This window comes from Streptococcus mitis, from assembly GCF_002005545.1.
Lineage (GTDB): Bacteria > Bacillota > Bacilli > Lactobacillales > Streptococcaceae > Streptococcus > Streptococcus mitis_I.
This window is the reverse complement of sequence record NZ_LBMT01000001.1, coordinates 1,778,283-1,796,428: the sequence shown is the minus strand read 5'-3', so window position 1 is coordinate 1,796,428 and position 18,146 is coordinate 1,778,283. Positions and strand designations below refer to the sequence as shown.

Genomic DNA, 18,146 nt, shown 5'->3' with positions numbered 1-18,146 from the left:
GAGTGTATGAGATATTTAACAGCAGGAGAATCACACGGCCCTCGTCTGACAGCTATTATTGAGGGAATTCCAGCTGGACTTCCTTTGACAGCTGAGGATATCAATGAGGACCTTAAGCGCCGTCAGGGTGGCTACGGTCGTGGCGGTCGTATGAAGATTGAGAGCGACCAAGTTGTCTTTACTTCAGGTGTTCGCCATGGGAAGACGACAGGGGCTCCTATTACCATGGATGTCGTCAATAAGGACCACCAGAAATGGCTGGACATCATGTCTGCAGAGGACATTGAAGACCGCCTTAAAAGCAAGCGGAAAATTACCCATCCTCGTCCAGGTCATGCCGACTTGGTTGGGGGTATCAAGTACCGTTTTGATGATTTAAGAAATTCTTTGGAGCGCTCATCTGCCCGTGAAACCACCATGCGGGTGGCAGTCGGGGCTGTAGCCAAACGCCTCTTGGCTGAACTGGATATGGAGATTGCCAACCATGTCGTGGTCTTTGGTGGTAAGGAAATCGATGTTCCTGAGAATCTCACAGTTGCTGAGATTAAGCAAAGAGCCGCCCAGTCCGAAGTTTCTATTGTCAACCAAGAAAGAGAACAGGAAATCAAGGACTATATTGACCAAATCAAGCGTGATGGAGATACCATCGGTGGAGTTGTGGAAACAGTCGTTGGAGGTGTTCCGGTTGGTCTTGGTTCCTATGTCCAATGGGACAGAAAATTAGATGCGCGATTGGCCCAGGCAGTTGTCTCTATCAATGCTTTTAAAGGGGTGGAATTTGGTCTTGGCTTTGAAGCTGGTTATCGTAAAGGCAGCCAAGTCATGGATGAAATTCTCTGGTCTAAAGAAGACGGTTATACCCGCCGTACCAACAATCTGGGAGGCTTTGAAGGTGGTATGACTAATGGGCAACCGATCGTTGTTCGTGGCGTCATGAAACCCATTCCTACTCTCTACAAACCACTTATGAGTGTGGATATCGAAACCCATGAACCTTACAAGGCAACAGTCGAAAGAAGTGATCCGACCGCTCTTCCAGCTGCAGGAGTAGTCATGGAAGCTGTTGTGGCTACGGTTCTGGCACAAGAAATCCTCGAAAAATTCTCATCAGATAATCTTGAGGAACTAAAAGAAGCGGTAGCCAAACACCGAGACTATACAAAGAACTATTAAGGAGTTCCTATGGCAAAAACAATCTATATCGCAGGTCTTGGTTTGATTGGTGCCTCTATGGCACTTGGTATCAAACGCGATCATCCAGATTATGAAATTTTAGGCTATAATCGCAGTCAAGCTTCGAGAGATATTGCCTTGAAAGAAGGCATGATTGACCGTGCAACGGATGATTTTGCCAGTTTTGCTCCTCTTGCGGATATCATCATTCTCAGCTTGCCAATCAAACAAACTATTGCTTTCATTAAGGAGTTGGCCAACTTGGACTTGAAAGAAGGCGTCATTATTTCAGATGCTGGTTCAACCAAGTCAGCTATTGTAGATGCAGCGGAGCAGTATTTGGCTGGCAAATCTGTTCGCTTTGTCGGGGCCCATCCCATGGCTGGTAGTCACAAGACAGGGGCTGCTTCTGCGGATGTCAATCTTTTTGAAAATGCCTATTATATCTTTACACCTTCGAGTCTGACAAGTCAGGACACGCTTGAGGAAATGAAGGACCTGCTTTCAGGTCTTCATGCTCGTTTTATCGAGATTGATGCCAAGGAGCATGATCGTGTCACTTCTCAGATTAGCCATTTTCCTCATATTCTGGCTTCTAGTCTCATGGAACAGACCGCGGTTTATGCTCAAGAACATGAGATGGCAAGGCGCTTTGCGGCAGGTGGTTTTCGAGATATGACTCGGATTGCGGAAAGCGAGCCGGGAATGTGGACCTCCATTCTCTTGTCCAATCGTGAGACAATCCTAGAGAGAATTGAGGATTTTAAGGAACGTTTGGATGAGGTTGGTCAGGCTATCAGCAAGGGAGATGAAGAGCAGATCTGGAACTTTTTCAACCAAGCGCGTGAGCAACGTCAGGCCATGGAAATCCATAAACGTGGCGGTGTGGATAGCTCTTACGACCTCTATGTCGATGTTCCCGATGAAGAAGATGTCATCTTGAGGATTTTGGAATTGCTACGTGGAACTTCCTTGGTTAATATTCACATCAATGAGGAAAACCGTGAAGATATTCACGGGATCCTACAAATTTCATTTAAAAACGCTCAAGACTTGGAAAGAGCCGAACATCTCATAACAGAAAATACAGACTATACAGTCGTCATCAAATAAGGAGAAAAATATGCCTAAAATAGAGCCTAGATTCATATTTGGTATTATCTTTATTTCTTTTATCTTACTTAGAGCTTACGCTGTTAAAAAAGATGTGAAAACTAATTCAGAAGCAAGTGTCGAGACAAAAAATGAACCATCCAACAAGGAAATAAGTTAAGAGAAAAACAATTCAAGTATGTAGACGATAGAATTATTAATGAGTTTATCAATGGCTATAATCAAAATTCTAATAGCCCATTAGAAAATATCAAAAAAGGAAATATAAAAATAAAATATTTCGCATCAAGCTACGGATACTACTTGGAACTTTTACATGCAAATGATACTTATAAAATCAATGTAACAATAAATCAGACAAATGAAAATAGTGAATCTGGTGTTGCAGGAATGAAAGAAGTATTTCATGATATTGTTAAATCGATTGAATCATCCTTATCTGATGATGAGATAAATAACTATTTTGATAATCTTATGTCAAATGAAATAAAAACAGGTTCTAATTTAGGAACTTTGAAGATAGAGTATATACCAGATAAGGAATTAAGCAATGGATATTCAAGAGGTCATATAAAAGTGATTGCACAATAATAAAGACCACAGAGTGACTAGTAATTTTAAAAGAAATAAATAAGGAGAAAATCATGTCAAATATTTACGATAGTGCAAACGAACTCAGTCGCGGTCTACGCGAATTGCCAGAATACAAGGCTGTCAAAGCAGCTAAAGATGCGATTTCAGTAGATGCTGAGGCAAGTAAAATCTTTACAGAGTACGTTGCCTTCCAAGAGGAAATTCAAAGACTAGCGCAGACAGGTCAAATGCCAGACGCTTCCTTTCAAGCGAAAATGGAAGGCTTTGGTAAACAGATTCAGGGGAATAGCCTCTTGTCAGAATTCTTTACCAAGCAACAACAATTGGCAATTTATCTTTCTGACATTGAAAAAATTGTTTTTGAACCAGTTTCAGAATTACTAAAATAAGAAAATAACTATCATAAAGTCAGGAATTTTTAAGGAATTTCTGGCTTTTTATGATAAAATAGGTAAAAGTATTGCAAGTATGAGGTCCAATATGAAACTAAAAACAAACATTAGCCACTTACATGGCAGTATCCGCGTTCCAGGTGACAAGTCTATCAGCCACCGTTCCATTATCTTTGGAAGTTTGGCTGAGGGTGAGACCAAGGTTTATGATATTTTGCGTGGCGAGGACGTGCTCTCAACTATTAAAGTTTTTCGTGACCTTGGTGTTGAGATTGAGGATAAAGATGGGGTTATTACCATTCAAGGTGTCGGTATGGACGGCCTAAAAGCTCCGCAAAATGCCCTTGATATGGGAAATTCTGGCACCTCTATTCGCCTGATTTCAGGTGTCCTTGCTGGTGCAGACTTTGAAGTAGAAATGTTTGGAGATGATAGTCTTTCCAAACGTCCTATGGATCGTGTGACTATTCCACTGAAAAAAATGGGCGTCAGCATTTCAGGGCAAACTGAGCGAGATTTGCCTCCTTTGCGTTTGAAAGGAACGAAAACCCTAACACCTATTCATTATGAGTTGCCAATTGCATCTGCCCAGGTTAAGTCAGCCTTGATTTTTGCGGCCTTGCAGGCTCAAGGTGAGTCAGTGATTATCGAAAAAGAATGCACCCGTAATCATACTGAAGATATGCTGCAACAATTTGGTGGTCATTTAAGTGTAGACGGCAAGAAAATTACAGTCCAAGGGCCGCAAAAATTGACAGGACAAAAGGTGGTTGTTCCAGGAGATATTTCCAGTGCAGCCTTTTGGTTGGTCGCAGGTTTGATTGTTCCAAACTCTCGTGTGGTGCTTAAGAATGTGGGTATCAACGAAACGCGCACCGGTATTATCGATGTCATTCGTGCCATGGGTGGAAAATTGGAAATGACTGAAATTGACCCAGTCGCTAAATCTGCTACCTTGATTGTTGAATCTTCTGACTTGAAAGGAATAGAAATTGGTGGCGCTTTGATTCCACGCTTGATTGATGAATTGCCCATTATTGCTCTTCTGGCTACCCAAGCACATGGTGTAACAGTTATCAAAGATGCTGAGGAGCTCAAGGTTAAGGAAACAGACCGTATTCAGGTTGTGGCAGACGCCTTAAATAGCATGGGAGCAGATATTACTCCTACGGCAGATGGGATGATTATCAAAGGAAAATCAACTCTTCACGGTGCTAGAGTCAATACTTTTGGAGACCATCGTATCGGCATGATGACGGCTATCGCGGCCCTCTTGGTTGCAGATGGAGAAGTGGCGCTTGACCGTGCTGAGGCTATCAATACCAGCTATCCTAGCTTCTTTGATGATTTGGAGAACTTGATTCATGGCTAAGGTATTACTAGGATTTATGGGGGCTGGCAAATCGACTATTGCAAGAGGCTTGGACCCAGATTATCTCGATATGGATGCTCTGATAGAGAAGCGCTTAGGTATGTCTATTGCGGAATTTTTCGCTGAAAAGGGCGAAGAGGTCTTTCGACAGGTAGAGTCAGAAGTATTAGCTGAGTTACTACAAAGAGACCAAGTTGTGTCAACTGGTGGAGGAGTGGTCATTTCTCAGCGAAATCGTGATTTACTCAAAACCAATTCTGATAATATCTATCTGAAAGCTGATTTTGAAACCCTCTACCAACGTATCGCAGCTGATAAGGACAATCAGCGTCCGCTTTTTCTAAATAATAGCAAGGAAGAACTTGCAGCTGTTTTTCAAGAAAGACAGGCTTGGTATGAGGAAGTAGCTAGTCGGGTTTTGGATGTGACCGAGTTAAGCCCAGAGGAAATTATAGAGGAACTGAGATGAAAATTGCTTATCTAGGTCCCAAGGGATCATTTTCACACCACGTTGTGCAGACAGCTTTTCCTCAGGAGGAATTGCAGGCCTTTGCCAACATTACAGATGTCATCAAGGCCTATGAGCAAGGCTTGGTGGACTATTCTGTGGTGCCAGTTGAAAATTCTATCGAGGGTAGTGTTCATGAAACCTTGGACTACCTTTTTCATCAGGCTCGCATCCAAGCAGTGGCAGAAATCGTTCAGCCTATTCATCAGCAGTTGATGGTGGTTCCAGGTCATACTAAGATTGAAAAGATTTTTTCACATCCACAGGCCTTGGCTCAAGGAAAGAAATTCATCGATGAACAGTATCCAGAGGCTCAAATTGAGGTGACAGCCAGTACAGCCTATGCGGCCCGCTTTATTTCCGAACATCCAGACCAGCCTTTTGCGGCTATTGCGCCTAGAAGTTCTGCTGAAGAATATGGCTTGGAACTGATTGCTGAGGATATTCAGGAAATGGAAGCAAATTTCACACGTTTCTGGGTTTTGGGAGCTGAAGATGTAGCCATTCCCTTGCAAGCACAAACTGAAAAAATGAGTTTAGCTTTGACCTTACCTGACAATCTTCCAGGTGCACTCTACAAGGCTCTTTCGACCTTTGCTTGGCGAGGAATTGACCTGACAAAAATTGAAAGTCGTCCACTCAAGACAGCGTTGGGTGAATACTTTTTCATTATCGATGTGGACTATACTGATAAGGACTTGGTTCACTTTGCCCAAAAAGAATTAGAAGCTATTGGAATCCAGTATAAAATTCTGGGTGCCTATCCTATTTATCCAATATCAGACCATGGAAAGGAGAGAAGATGAGTAAAGAAAATCCCTTAAGCCATCATGAGCAGTTGCGTTATGACTATCTACTTAAGAATATTCACTACCTCAATGAGCGAGAGAAAAAGGAATTTGCTTATTTGCAAGACAAATTAAATAGGGCAAGTAGTGACGCTCCCTCAGAAAGTCAGGAATTGACAGAGGATTATAGAAAGACAAGTGCTAACACTTCGATTCCTTCTTATAATAGCCGTAGTCGTTCTGAGAGATACCAGAAAATCAATTCTCTTCCAAAGAAAAAAACTAAAAAGCGGAAGCTACGTTGGGGGCGCATTTTCGCAGGTTTACTGGCTATCTTAGCTTGTCTAGCCTTAGGTATGATTTTTATGTTTTTAAAAGGTTACACCAATGCTAATCCAGATAAAAATGTCAATGCCAGGGCAGCTCAAGTAGAAGTTTTTAATGGTCAAGATACCAGAGATGGAGTTAATATTTTGATCATGGGTACAGATGGGCGAATCGGTCAAAATAGTGCTGAGACGCGGACGGACTCTATTATGGTATTAAATGTTGGCGGCTCAGATAAGAAAATTAAGCTGGTCAGCTTCATGCGTGACAATTTGGTTTATATAGACGGTTACAGTCAAGTGATTAACGGTAGAAAACAGACAGATAACAAGTTAAACGTAGCCTATGAGTTAGGAGAACAAGAGGGGCAAAAAGGGGCAGAAATGGTTCGTCAAGTCTTGAAAGATAATTTTGACTTGGACATTAAATACTATGCCTTGGTCGATTTTCAGGCCTTTGCTACAGCGATTGACACACTTTTCCCTGATGGGGTGACAATTGATGCTCAATTTTCAACATTGAATGGGCGTCCACTAACAGAAGCTACAGTCGGCGATGATTTACACGCTACTGAGACTGAGTCTCCAACCCAAACCATCAAAGTCGGAAAACAGCAGATGAATGGCTCGACCTTGCTCAATTATGCTCGTTTCCGTGATGATGATGAGGCGGATTACGGCCGTACCAAAAGACAGCAACAAGTACTGACAGCAGTTCTTCAGCAAATCAAAGATCCAACCAAGCTTTTTACAGGCTCAGAGGCACTTGGCAAGGTATTCGCAATGACCTCAACGAATGTTCCTTATACCTTCCTGTTAACAAATGGCTTGTCTTTCCTAGACGGAGTTCAAAATGGTATTGAAAAATTGACGATTCCAGAACTGGGTGACTGGGTAGATGCCTATGATGTTTATGGAGGCTTGGGCTTGCTTGTCGATCAAAACAAATATCAGAATAAATTGTCTCAGATGGGCTTGAGATAAGATAAGACAGAAGAATCAAAGTTTGATAGCTATTTGGATAGCAGTCAGGCTTTGATTTTTTACAGTCTGCAATAGATTTTCACCCCCTATTTGTGGTATAATGGAACGATACGATAGAAAGAATAATGAATAATATGACTGATTTAAAAGCAATTCAGGCTCGTAGCCTGGAGATGGCTGAATATTTTGTTGCCTTTTGCAAGGAACATGATTTACTCTGTTATCTCTGTGGAGGAGGTGCTATTGGTGCCCTTCGAAACAAGGGATTTATTCCTTGGGACGACGACCTAGACTTTTTTATGCCTCGTAAAGATTATGAGAAATTAGCAGAATTATGGCCTCGTTATGCAGATGAACGTTATTTCTTGTCGAAGAGTAACAAGGATTTTGTCGACCGCAATCTTTTTATTACCATTCGTGACAAGGAAACGACCTGTATCAAACCTTATCAGCAGGATTTAGAATTGCCACATGGTCTGGCCTTGGATGTTTTGCCTTTGGATTATTATCCTAAAAATCCAGCTGAGCGGAAGAAACAGGTTCGCTGGGCCTTGTTTTATTCACTCTTTTGTGCCCAAACTATTCCAGAAAAGCATGGTGCACTTATGAAATGGGGAAGCCGTATTTTACTGGGTGTGACTCCAAAATCTCTCCGTTATCGCATTTGGAAAAAAGCTGAGAAAGAAATGACCAAGTATAGTCTGGATGAGAGCGATGGCATCACAGAATTATGCTCAGGTCCTGGCTACATGAGAAACAAGTACCCAATCGCATCTTTTGAGGATAATCTTTTCTTGCCATTTGAAGGGACAGAGATGCCTATTCCAGTTGGCTACGATGCCTATCTCAGCACTGCTTTTGGGGATTATATGACACCTCCACCAGCAGATAAGCAGCTACCACATCATGATGCTGTCATCGCTGATATGGATAAGTCTTATACAGAATACAAGGGAGAATATGGAGCATGATGGGTGAAAAAATTAGCGTTATCGTTCCAGTCTACAATGTAGAAGCCTACCTGGAGCGATGTGTGGAGTCAATTCTTCATCAGACTTATACTAATTTTGAACTAATCCTAATAAATGATGGATCTACTGATTCCAGTGGACAAATCTGTGATCATTTAGCATATCAGTATGAAAATATCAAGGTTTACCATATCGAAAATGCTGGTGTTTCTAATGCCAGAAATATTGGAATTCAGCTAGCGACGGGTGTTTGGATAACTTTTGTTGATAGTGATGATTTCGTCACCAAGGGTTACCTAGCTACTTTAGCTAGTGCAGTTGAGGGAAGAAATGTAGGTTTTGTGATTGCTCCTCTACATCATATCAAAAATGGAATAGTGACAGATTTACCCCCGTATTCTGGTAGAAAAGAACTTTGGTCAACAGAAGAAACCATGAAAGAATTACTGATGACCACTAAGACATCATTTTTTCCAGTCGCAAAACTATTTAAGAGAGACCTGCTGGTAGATGAGAAATTTAATACAGACTACCATCTAGCTGAAGATGCCTTGTTTTTAACTGAATTGCTACTAAAGACAAGATGCAGTAGCGTATTTATTGACAAACCAATTTATTATTATGATCATCGTGAGGGAAGTGCGACAACATCTGTTAATCGGTATGTATTTGATACGATAGAAGTTTATAAGAACATTATTGCTCAAGTATCACAAGTATTTCCTAATTTAAAATATGAATTAAAAAATAGAGAATGTTGGTCATATATCACAGTTTACGATAAAATCATATTTACTTCATCTGAGCAGTATCAAAAGGAGAAAGTTGAACTAAGAACTTGGATTATTCAGCATCGACACGAAATATGGAAGGATACTTATTTCACCACATTTCGTAAGATAGCTGTCCTGTCACTTGTCTTTTCTCCATGGATATATAAAAAAATTGTTGGATTAAGAAACTAATATTATGAGAAGGAGTTGAAAATGAATTTTCCAATAATGAATGAATACTTTGAAAAATCAAAACTATGGGTTTCATATCTGTTTGTTTTTATTTCGATTTTAAGTATGAGTTCACTAGTTTATAAGATAGCCAATCCTCTTTATAAGGGATTATCAGCAATTGTATTGTTTTATATTTGCTATACATTATTGTTTAAGTGGAAAAAAATCATAGTGGATCGTAAATTTCTGTCCTTATTTGGTCTATTGGCTGGAAGTCATCTGTTATCAGCTATTTTCAATCGCTCTGGACATTTGATTGGAAATGTGATCGAGATCCTCTTTATGGTAACCTATATTTTATTATTTACCATGTTAGAATCATGTCAATTAAAGAAATTATTTGATTGGATTTCTTACACTATTCAAATTATTTCTTTTTCTTCTGCTATATTTGCATTTACATTATTAGTAAGTAAAGTACTTATCCTATTTAAAATTGGACAGCAATCTTATTACTATGGTGTTATGAATGGGCGTTTGTGGGGAATTGTTAATCCCAATGCTAGTGCAATTTTTTCATATATTAGCATTGTTTTGGCTATGTATTTGATTCATAAAGGAAACAAATACTCTGTTTATCTAAAACTGAATAATGTGATTCAATTAGTTTACTTTGCAACCATGCAAAGTAGGGGTGCTTTATTATCTTTAGTGTTAATGATTGGGTTTTATAGTTTCTTTATTAACAGGGGCAAGTTAGCTAAGCGATTTCTAATCTTTATTGTTTCTGCTTTACTTGTTTCTGCTACTAACATCGGATTGAGTTATGTAACTTCTATTTACATATCTTCGGGGAAAGCGACTGTATTAGACTTAAATAAAGGACAATCTTATGCAGAAACAGATTCTTCAGTTATAAAAAAAACAGGCGAACTTCATCTAATAGAAACAACACCTAGTGGTAGAACTTATATTTGGAAAAATGCTATAAAAATGGGAAGTGCAAAACCAATTTTTGGTTATGGTGTACGGAATGTTCCAGATTATTACACAAAATATTTCAGTAAATTCGAAATTCAAAATTCTCTTATTGGTGGAAATTTCCATAACATTTTGGTAACGATATTTGTTAGTTCTGGAATTTTAGGTTTAGTATCCTTTCTCCTTATACTAGGATATATAATGAAACGTTTTTTGACTTATTTGATTGTTTCCAAAAAGAACTCTGAAAAGTTGATTATGATTCTTTTCTTTGGCATCTTGTTCGGTCAATTATTTGAAAGTCAGATTATGTATTCAACTAACTTTATCAATATTATCTTTTGGTTGATCATTGGTTATGGATTAGTTATTTGTAAACGTGATGAAGGTATTCGTTATCAGGAAGTAACTGATATTAGAGAGATTCAACAGATGGAACTAGGAATCATGGAATACATTCATGAAACTTGTCAGAAAATTGGTGTCAAATATTTCCTAGCTTATGGCAGTCTTATCGGTGCGGTTCGTCACAAAGGTTTTATTCCTTGGGATGATGACATGGATATCTGTATGTTACGAGAAGATTATGAAAAGTTGCAAGACTATCTTATCGCTAACCCTGATGAACGTTACGAAGTGATGTCTTATAAAAATAATCTCAACTATGTTTATCCCTTTATGAAAGTTCAGGATAATCAAACTTATTTACTAGAAGAAGATGTTCGAATTGATTCCAATATGGGGATTTATGTGGATATTTTCCCTGTAGATGGTTACGAGGATGACTCGGTTTTTAAAGATAAAATGACGAGACTTATAAAAAAACGTCAATTGAGCTGTTATACATTTAAAGGTATTACCAATACTAAAAGTATATTAAATTCTTTAATTCGCTATATATCAGTCATTATCTTCTATTTCACAAATACGAACAAGTATATTAGAGGTATTGATGAGCTTGCTCAATCTAGAAAAGTAGATGATTACGAGTTGGTTGACTATCTTATTTATAAAGATATGAATAAACCAGTCTGGAAGCGGGAGTGGTTGAATCAAACTATTATGGGTGTATTCGAAGGTAAGGAATTTATGATTCCAAAAAACTATCATGAAATTCTGACCTCGGACTACGGAGATTACACGCAACTGCCACCAGTTGAGCTAAGGTTCTCTCATCATGATTTTCAATTGTGGAAGATTATTAAGGTATCCCAATGATGTCATTGAAATGAAGAAGCCATTAACTCGATGTAAAAAGATTAGGAGTGAATAATAGATGTCAGAGAAAATTTTGACTCTTGAAGAAATTAAACAAATTGAATTAGATATTTTAAACTATTTGCATGAATTGTGTGAGGAGCATGAAATCAAGTATTTTATTGATTTTGGAACCTTGCTAGGAGCTGTACGCCATAAAGGTTTTATTCCTTGGGATGATGATACCGACATTTCTTTGGCTCGAGATGAATTTGAAAAGCTCTATGAGATATTAAAAAATGAAAAACATCCCTACTACAGATTAATTTCATATAGAGAAACAAAAGGCTACCCTTATACATATATGAGAGTTTATGATGTGAGGACAAGAAGAGATGCTAATCTTTTAGATAAGTCGGTTGTTCTAGGTACTTGTGTTGATATTTTCCCATACGATGGGGTTGTTACAGATGAACGTGATAGAAAAAAGATGAGGCTTTATAAACAATTTATTCGACTTTCGTCTCTGAATTTTAAAGGAGTCAAAATAGATAATGGAGGTGTCAAAAATTTACCACGTTATTTTGCATCTACAATTTTTAGACTGACTTCTCCACAGAAATGGAATGAAAAATTAGAGAAGTTAGCTTTGCAATATGATGTTGAGCAGGCTACAGATCTTGCATGTACTACCTATGACTCTTACTATCCAAGTGGAATTAAGAAAGAGTGGTTATATGATACAATTGAAATGCCATATGAGAATATTCTTGTGAAGGTTCCTAGAAAATTCCATGAGATTTTAGTTTACGAGTTTGGTGAAGACTATATGACTCCTCCACCTATTGAAAATCAAAATCCAGGAACTGATAAAAATTACTGGATTGATTAATTTATGAGCAAGTTGCTTTGATTTGATAATTCGATAAAATAAATAACCTACCTATCTAAAACAAGGAATATTCCTTGTTTTAGATAGGTAGGTGATTTTTTTAATTTCTTTTAATCTTAGCAATAGCAAGATTGAGTGCATAATGGAATGTTTTATCTTTTGTGATAAAAAGTATCAAGAGATAGTAGATTCCACAGGTTGCAACAGTCGAGAGAACCATGAGTATCATATTGAGGTTGACTATATAAGAGTTGATTTGGAAAAGGAATTTAAACGCAAAATAGATCGGAATGAATCCGAGCGATACAATAGTATAGCGTGTTAAAGTAGTAAAGATTTCTTTTAAGTCAAGCAGATGATGTTTCTTGATAAAGTAAATTTCCAGTAGAACAACTACAGTTTCTGCAATAATAGTAGTAGCAATGTAATACTCTGGTGCAAAAATATTATTGAAATATAAGAGACTGTTGAGTAGGATATTGGCACCGCCACCAATAAAGTAAAAGGCTGTTAAACGATTTTCGTGGTCGTTGATGAAGATAATTTGTTTACCAAGGATTAACTCAATGGCCCAAATGATAGTCCGAAAAGCGAAGACACTAGTCACAATACCAGCTTCAAGGTATTTTTCAGAAGAATAGATGACTGCAGCGTAGTTCCCTAATACCATAATCCCAATACTGGTTGGAATGATAAGGAAATAAAAGAGGGCGGCTCCTTGGTTTAGAAGATTTTTATAAGATTCGTAGTCTTTCTTACCGAGATAGTAGCCGAGACGTGGAATACTAACGTTGATAGCTCCACTCAAGACACTGGCAATCAACATGACGATGCTGGAAGCAATGGTATAATAAGAAATATAGTTTTCATCAGGCCCTTTGGTGATAAACATTCTATCAAGTAAGGTATAGAGCATATTGGCATTAGCTAGAAGCAACATGGTCAAGAGTGGTTTAGATGCTTTGACTAATTCGACAAGACCAATCTTAACAAAGGAAACTTCTCTCTTGATCCAAAGAAAACTGAGTAGATAGTTAAGAATTGTCGTTGCACTCATGATGATTGCATAAGGTACGATATCATTTGGAGTTTTTACAAAGGTGAAGATAGCGACCAACATGGCAATACGAATAACCAATGTTTTATATAAGATGAATGCATAATTTTCATAAGCTTCATTCATCCACTCGATATAAAGGAATTGGAAGAGAGCTTGGACACCAAGTATATAGTAGAGTTCTTTCAAATTTTCAATACTATTATCCAGATAAATAAATAGGAAATAGATACTTGTTGTTAGAACAGATGTAATAATGGAGATATAGAATAACTTAGAGAAAACATAGTTGATTTTATTTTTATCATCCTTGACCTTACTGATAGCTCGAATTCCGTAGTTATAGATTCCAAATGCTGCTAAAGGAATGACAAAGCTAGCCCAGGTATTTGCGGTATTGAAATAACCGTAATTGGATTTACTGAGAATCCGAGTCAGATAAGGATTGGTTATCAGCGGAAAAACGATATTGAGAACATTGACTAGTAAGCTAGCCAGTGCATTAACTTTTATATTTTTCATTGTACTTTCTTTCTTGTATTGTAAAATGGTCTCTAGTATTATATCACATTCTCGCTCCATTCTTTTGATAAAATCGTAAAAATCTAGTATAATAGATAGAACTGAAAGTATGAGGTTACTAGCAATGAAAATGAAACAAATTAGTGATACAACTTTGAAAATCACGATGTCTTTAGAGGATTTGATGGATCGTGGCATGGAGATTGCTGACTTTCTTGTTCCTCAAGAAAAAACAGAAGAGTTCTTTTATGCTATCTTGGATGAGTTAGAGATGCCTGATAGCTTTCTGGATACAGGCATGTTGAGCTTCCGTGTGACTCCAAAACCTGATAAGGTCGATGTTTTTGTAACCAAATCAAAGATTGACCAAAATCTAGATTTTGAAGATTTATCGGATTTACCAGATATGGAAGAATTGGCTCAAATGTCGCCAGATGAGTTTATTAAAACCTTAGAAAAAAGCATCGCAGACAAAACCAAGGATGATATCGAAGCCATTCAATCTCTAGAGCAAGTCGAAGCCAAGGAAGAAGAGCAGGAGCAGGAACAACAAGAAGTTGAAAGCAAGAAAGAGCCTTACATCTACTACATTCTTTCTTTTGTAAAACTAGCTGACTTGGTGGCTTTTGCCAAGACAGTGACTTTTGAGATGGAAACTTCTGAACTCTACAAGATGAATGAGCGCTATTATTTGACCATTTTGGTGGATATTGAAAATCATCCAAGTCCATATCCAGCTTGGCTGTTGGCCCGTATGCGCGAGTTTGCGGACGATAGCGACATCAGTCGCTCAGTCTTGCAAGAGTATGGCCAAGTCTTGATGAATCACGATGCAGTGCTTAATCTGCAAAAAATCGGATAATCATTTCTGGAAAGCTTTTTCTAGATTTTGAGAAGAGCGAATCGTCTGATTCGTTTTTTCTTTTTATACTGAAATAGTGATTTACTATAATAGGAATTTTCACAAAATTCTGTTATAATGGCTATATTAGAAAATTTCGAGGAGACAAACATGACAGTTAAAATTGCTTTACTAGGATTTGGTACCGTTGCAAGTGGTGTGCCTTTCCTCCTAAAGGAAAACGGAGAAAAAATCACTCAATCAGCACATTCAGATATTGAAGTTGCCAAGGTATTGGTCAAGGATGAAGATGAAAAGAATCGCTTGCTTGCAGCAGGGAATGACTTTAACTTTGTAACCAATGTGGATGATATTTTGTCAGACCAAGATATTACTATCGTAGTGGAATTGATGGGGCGTATCGAACCTGCTAAGACTTTTATCACTCGTGCCTTGGAAGCTGGGAAACACGTTGTTACTGCTAACAAGGACCTTTTGGCTGTCCATGGTGCAGAATTGTTAGAAATCGCTAAAGCTAACAAGGTAGCACTTTACTACGAGGCAGCAGTAGCTGGTGGGATTCCAATTCTTCGTACTTTAGCAAATTCCTTAGCTTCTGATAAAATCACTCGTGTCCTTGGCGTGGTTAATGGAACTTCCAACTTCATGATGACCAAGATGGTGGAAGAAGGATGGTCTTACGACGATGCTCTTGCGGAAGCGCAAAGACTTGGTTTTGCAGAAAGCGATCCGACAAATGACGTAGATGGGATTGATGCAGCCTACAAGATGGTTATTTTGAGCCAATTTGCCTTTGGCATGAAGGTTGCCTTTGATGATGTAGCCCACAAGGGAATCCGCAATATTACACCAGAAGACGTAGCTGTAGCCCAAGACTTGGGTTATGTAGTGAAATTGGTTGGTTCAATCGAAGAAACTCCTTCAGGTATTGCTGCAGAAGTAACTCCAACCTTCCTACCTAAAGCGCACCCACTTGCTAGTGTGAATGGCGTAATGAACGCTGTCTTTGTAGAATCTATTGGTATCGGTGAGTCTATGTACTACGGACCAGGTGCTGGTCAAAAACCAACAGCAACAAGTGTGGTGGCGGATATTGTCCGTATCGTTCGTCGCCTGAATGATGGAACCATCGGTAAAGACTTCAACGAATACAGCCGTGACTTGGTCTTGGCAAATCCAGAAGATGTCAAAGCAAATTACTACTTCTCAATCTTGGCTCCAGACTCAAAAGGTCAGGTCTTGAAATTGGCTGAAATCTTCAACGCTCAAGATATTTCCTTCAAGCAAATCCTCCAAGATGGAAAAGATGGTGACAAGGCGCGTGTTGTCATCATTACACACAAGATTAATAAAGCCCAGCTTGAAAATGTCTCAGCTGAATTGAAGAAGGTTTCAGAATTCGACCTCTTGAATACCTTCAAGGTGCTAGGAGAATAAAATGAAGATTATTGTACCTGCAACCAGTGCCAATATCGGGCCAGGATTTGACTCGGTCGGTGTAGCTGTAACCAAGTATCTTCAAATTGAGGTCTGTGAAGAACGAGATGAGTGGCTGATTGAACACCAGATTGGCAAATGGATTCCACATGACGAGCGTAATCTCTTGCTCAAAATTGCTTTGCAAATTGTGCCAGATTTACCACCAAGACGCTTGAAAATGACAAGTGATGTTCCCTTAGCGCGTGGTTTGGGTTCTTCCAGTTCTGTTATTGTTGCTGGGATTGAACTAGCTAACCAACTGGGAAATCTCAACTTATCTGACCATGAAAAATTACAGTTGGCAACTAAGATTGAAGGACACCCTGACAATGTAGCTCCGGCCATTTATGGTAATCTCGTTATTGCAAGTTCCGTTGATGGACAAGTTTCTGCTATCGTAGCAGACTTCCCAGAATGTGATTTCCTAGCCTACATTCCAAACTATGAATTGCGTACTCGAGACAGCCGTGGCGTCTTGCCTAAGAAATTGTCTTACAAGGAAGCTGTTGCAGCTAGTTCTATCGCCAATGTGGCGGTTGCGGCCTTGTTGGCAGGAGACATGGTGACAGCTGGTCAAGCAATCGAGGGAGATCTCTTCCACGAGCGCTATCGTCAGGACTTGGTGAGAGAATTTGCGACGATTAAGCAAGTGGCCAAAGAAAATGGTGCCTATGCAACCTACCTCTCTGGTGCTGGGCCGACAGTTATGGTATTGGCTTCTCATGACAAGATGCCAACGATTAAGGAAGAATTGGAAAAGCAACCCTTCAAAGGAAAACTGCATGACTTGAAAGTTGATACCCAAGGTGTTCGTGTAGAAGCAAAATAAAGAAAAGAATAGAAGATAGGATGGGGAAACTCTTGACCAGAGGGCTTCCTATCCTTTTTTTGAAAAGAAGTTTATACTCAATGAAAATCAAAGAGCAAACTAGGAAGCTAGCCGCAGGTTGCTCAAAGCACTGCTTTGAGGTTGCAGATAGAGCTGACGTGGTTTGAAGAGATTTTCGAAGAGTATTAGTTAAAAACTTGATAAAGGAGAAATAAAGATGGCAGAAATTTATCTAGCAGGTGGTTGTTTTTGGGGCCTAGAGGAATATTTTTCACGCATTTCTGGAGTGCTAGCAACCAGTGTCGGCTACGCTAATGGACAAGTCGAAACGACCAATTATCAGCTGCTCAAGGAAACAGACCATGCAGAAACGGTGCAAGTGATTTATGATGAGAAGGCAGTGTCACTCAGAGAGATTTTACTTTATTATTTTCGAGTTATCGACCCTTTATCCATCAATCAACAAGGGAATGACCGTGGTCGTCAATATCGTACTGGGATTTATTACCAAGATGAAGCAGACTTGCCAACTGTCTACACTGTGGTGCAGGAGCAGGAGCGCATGCTTGGCCGAAAGATTGCAGTAGAGGTGGAGAAACTTCGCCACTACATTCTGGCTGAAGACTACCATCAAGACTATCTTAAGAAGAATCCTTCGGGTTACTGTCATATCGATGTGACCGATGCTGAGAAGCCATTGATTGATGCAGCCAACTATGAAAAGCCTAGTCAAGAGGTGTTAAAGGAAAGCCTAACTGAAGAATCCTACTGTGTCACCCAAGAAGCTGCTACAGAGGCTCCGTTTAGTAATGCTTATGACCAAACTTTTGAAGAGGGCATTTATGTAGACATCACGACGGGTGAGCCACTCTTTTTTGCCAAGGATAAGTTTGCCTCAGGTTGTGGTTGGCCAAGTTTTAGCCGTCCGATTTCCAAGGAATTGATTCACTACTACAAGGATCTCAGCCATGGAATGGAGCGAATCGAAGTTCGTTCTCGGTCAGGCAATGCCCACTTGGGTCATGTTTTCACAGATGGACCCCAGGAATTAGGTGGCCTTCGTTACTGTATCAATTCGGCTTCCTTGCGCTTTGTGGCCAAGGATGAGATGGAAAAAGCAGGATATGGCTATCTATTACCTTACTTAAACAAATAAAAC

The 18,146-nt window shown here is 39.2% G+C and carries 18 protein-coding genes; 17 read left to right on the top strand and 1 reads right to left on the bottom strand.

Annotation, left to right across the window (positions count from 1 at the left end):
• Window positions 1–6: 6 nt before the first annotated feature.
• The 13 genes from aroC to QS39_RS09060 all read left to right on the top strand — a co-directional run bounded on the left by aroC (window position 7) and on the right by QS39_RS09060 (window position 12,238).
• On the top strand, window positions 7–1,173 hold the full coding sequence (gene aroC, locus QS39_RS09115; RefSeq protein WP_077805311.1) for a chorismate synthase: 1,167 nt from the start codon (window positions 7–9) through the stop codon (window positions 1,171–1,173).
• A 9-nt stretch (window positions 1,174–1,182) separates the two neighbouring features.
• Window positions 1,183–2,286, top strand: coding sequence for a prephenate dehydrogenase (locus tag QS39_RS09110; protein ID WP_077805310.1), 1,104 nt, complete (start codon window positions 1,183–1,185; stop codon window positions 2,284–2,286).
• A 10-nt stretch (window positions 2,287–2,296) separates the two neighbouring features.
• Window positions 2,297–2,446, top strand: coding sequence for a hypothetical protein (locus tag QS39_RS11075; RefSeq protein ID WP_180375026.1), 150 nt, complete (start codon window positions 2,297–2,299; stop codon window positions 2,444–2,446).
• 143 nt (window positions 2,447–2,589) lie between these two features.
• On the top strand, window positions 2,590–2,877 hold the full coding sequence (locus QS39_RS09105) for a hypothetical protein (RefSeq protein ID WP_077805309.1): 288 nt from the start codon (window positions 2,590–2,592) through the stop codon (window positions 2,875–2,877).
• 53 nt (window positions 2,878–2,930) lie between these two features.
• On the top strand, window positions 2,931–3,269 hold the full coding sequence (locus tag QS39_RS09100; protein WP_077805308.1) for a YlbF/YmcA family competence regulator: 339 nt from the start codon (window positions 2,931–2,933) through the stop codon (window positions 3,267–3,269).
• Window positions 3,270–3,360: 91 nt separating this feature from the next.
• Window positions 3,361–4,644, top strand: coding sequence for a 3-phosphoshikimate 1-carboxyvinyltransferase (gene aroA, locus QS39_RS09095; RefSeq protein WP_077805307.1), 1,284 nt, complete (start codon window positions 3,361–3,363; stop codon window positions 4,642–4,644).
• On the top strand, window positions 4,637–5,113 hold the full coding sequence (locus tag QS39_RS09090; protein ID WP_077805306.1) for a shikimate kinase: 477 nt from the start codon (window positions 4,637–4,639) through the stop codon (window positions 5,111–5,113). Before aroA ends, QS39_RS09090 begins: the two co-directional genes overlap by 8 nt.
• Window positions 5,110–5,958, top strand: coding sequence for a prephenate dehydratase (gene pheA / locus QS39_RS09085; protein ID WP_077805305.1), 849 nt, complete (start codon window positions 5,110–5,112; stop codon window positions 5,956–5,958). The genes QS39_RS09090 and pheA overlap by 4 nt, the downstream gene beginning before the upstream one ends.
• A complete protein-coding gene (locus QS39_RS09080) occupies window positions 5,955–7,250 on the top strand; it encodes an LCP family protein (RefSeq protein ID WP_077805304.1) in 1,296 nt (431 codons plus the stop codon). Before pheA ends, QS39_RS09080 begins: the two co-directional genes overlap by 4 nt.
• A 125-nt stretch (window positions 7,251–7,375) precedes the next feature.
• The gene (locus tag QS39_RS09075; protein WP_077805303.1) at window positions 7,376–8,221 is read left to right on the top strand and encodes a LicD family protein; all 846 of its coding nucleotides are present in this window, start codon (window positions 7,376–7,378) and stop codon (window positions 8,219–8,221) included.
• Window positions 8,218–9,186, top strand: coding sequence for a glycosyltransferase family 2 protein (locus tag QS39_RS09070; RefSeq protein ID WP_077805302.1), 969 nt, complete (start codon window positions 8,218–8,220; stop codon window positions 9,184–9,186). Before QS39_RS09075 ends, QS39_RS09070 begins: the two co-directional genes overlap by 4 nt.
• A 21-nt stretch (window positions 9,187–9,207) precedes the next feature.
• Complete coding sequence (locus tag QS39_RS09065) at window positions 9,208–11,367, top strand: LicD family protein (protein ID WP_077805301.1); 2,160 nt, start codon at window positions 9,208–9,210, stop codon at window positions 11,365–11,367.
• A 58-nt stretch (window positions 11,368–11,425) separates the two neighbouring features.
• Complete coding sequence (locus QS39_RS09060; protein WP_077805300.1) at window positions 11,426–12,238, top strand: LicD family protein; 813 nt, start codon at window positions 11,426–11,428, stop codon at window positions 12,236–12,238.
• Between the two features lie 100 nt (window positions 12,239–12,338).
• Here the strand turns inward: QS39_RS09060 and QS39_RS09055 are convergent, their stop codons facing one another.
• On the bottom strand, window positions 12,339–13,817 hold the full coding sequence (locus QS39_RS09055; protein WP_077805299.1) for an oligosaccharide flippase family protein: 1,479 nt from the start codon (window positions 13,815–13,817) through the stop codon (window positions 12,339–12,341).
• A 124-nt stretch (window positions 13,818–13,941) separates the two neighbouring features.
• Here QS39_RS09055 and mecA point away from each other — a divergent pair, with 124 nt between their 5' ends.
• The 4 genes from mecA to msrB all read left to right on the top strand — a co-directional run bounded on the left by mecA (window position 13,942) and on the right by msrB (window position 18,143).
• On the top strand, window positions 13,942–14,679 hold the full coding sequence (gene mecA / locus QS39_RS09050; protein WP_077805298.1) for an adaptor protein MecA: 738 nt from the start codon (window positions 13,942–13,944) through the stop codon (window positions 14,677–14,679).
• Between the two features lie 150 nt (window positions 14,680–14,829).
• Window positions 14,830–16,116, top strand: a complete 1,287-nt coding sequence (locus QS39_RS09045) for a homoserine dehydrogenase (protein ID WP_077805297.1) — start codon at window positions 14,830–14,832, stop codon at window positions 16,114–16,116.
• 1 nt (window position 16,117) lies between these two features.
• On the top strand, window positions 16,118–16,987 hold the full coding sequence (thrB, locus tag QS39_RS09040; protein WP_077805296.1) for a homoserine kinase: 870 nt from the start codon (window positions 16,118–16,120) through the stop codon (window positions 16,985–16,987).
• A 217-nt stretch (window positions 16,988–17,204) separates the two neighbouring features.
• Window positions 17,205–18,143, top strand: a complete 939-nt coding sequence (gene msrB / locus QS39_RS09030; RefSeq protein ID WP_077805295.1) for a peptide-methionine (R)-S-oxide reductase MsrB — start codon at window positions 17,205–17,207, stop codon at window positions 18,141–18,143.
• Window positions 18,144–18,146: the final 3 nt, after the last annotated feature.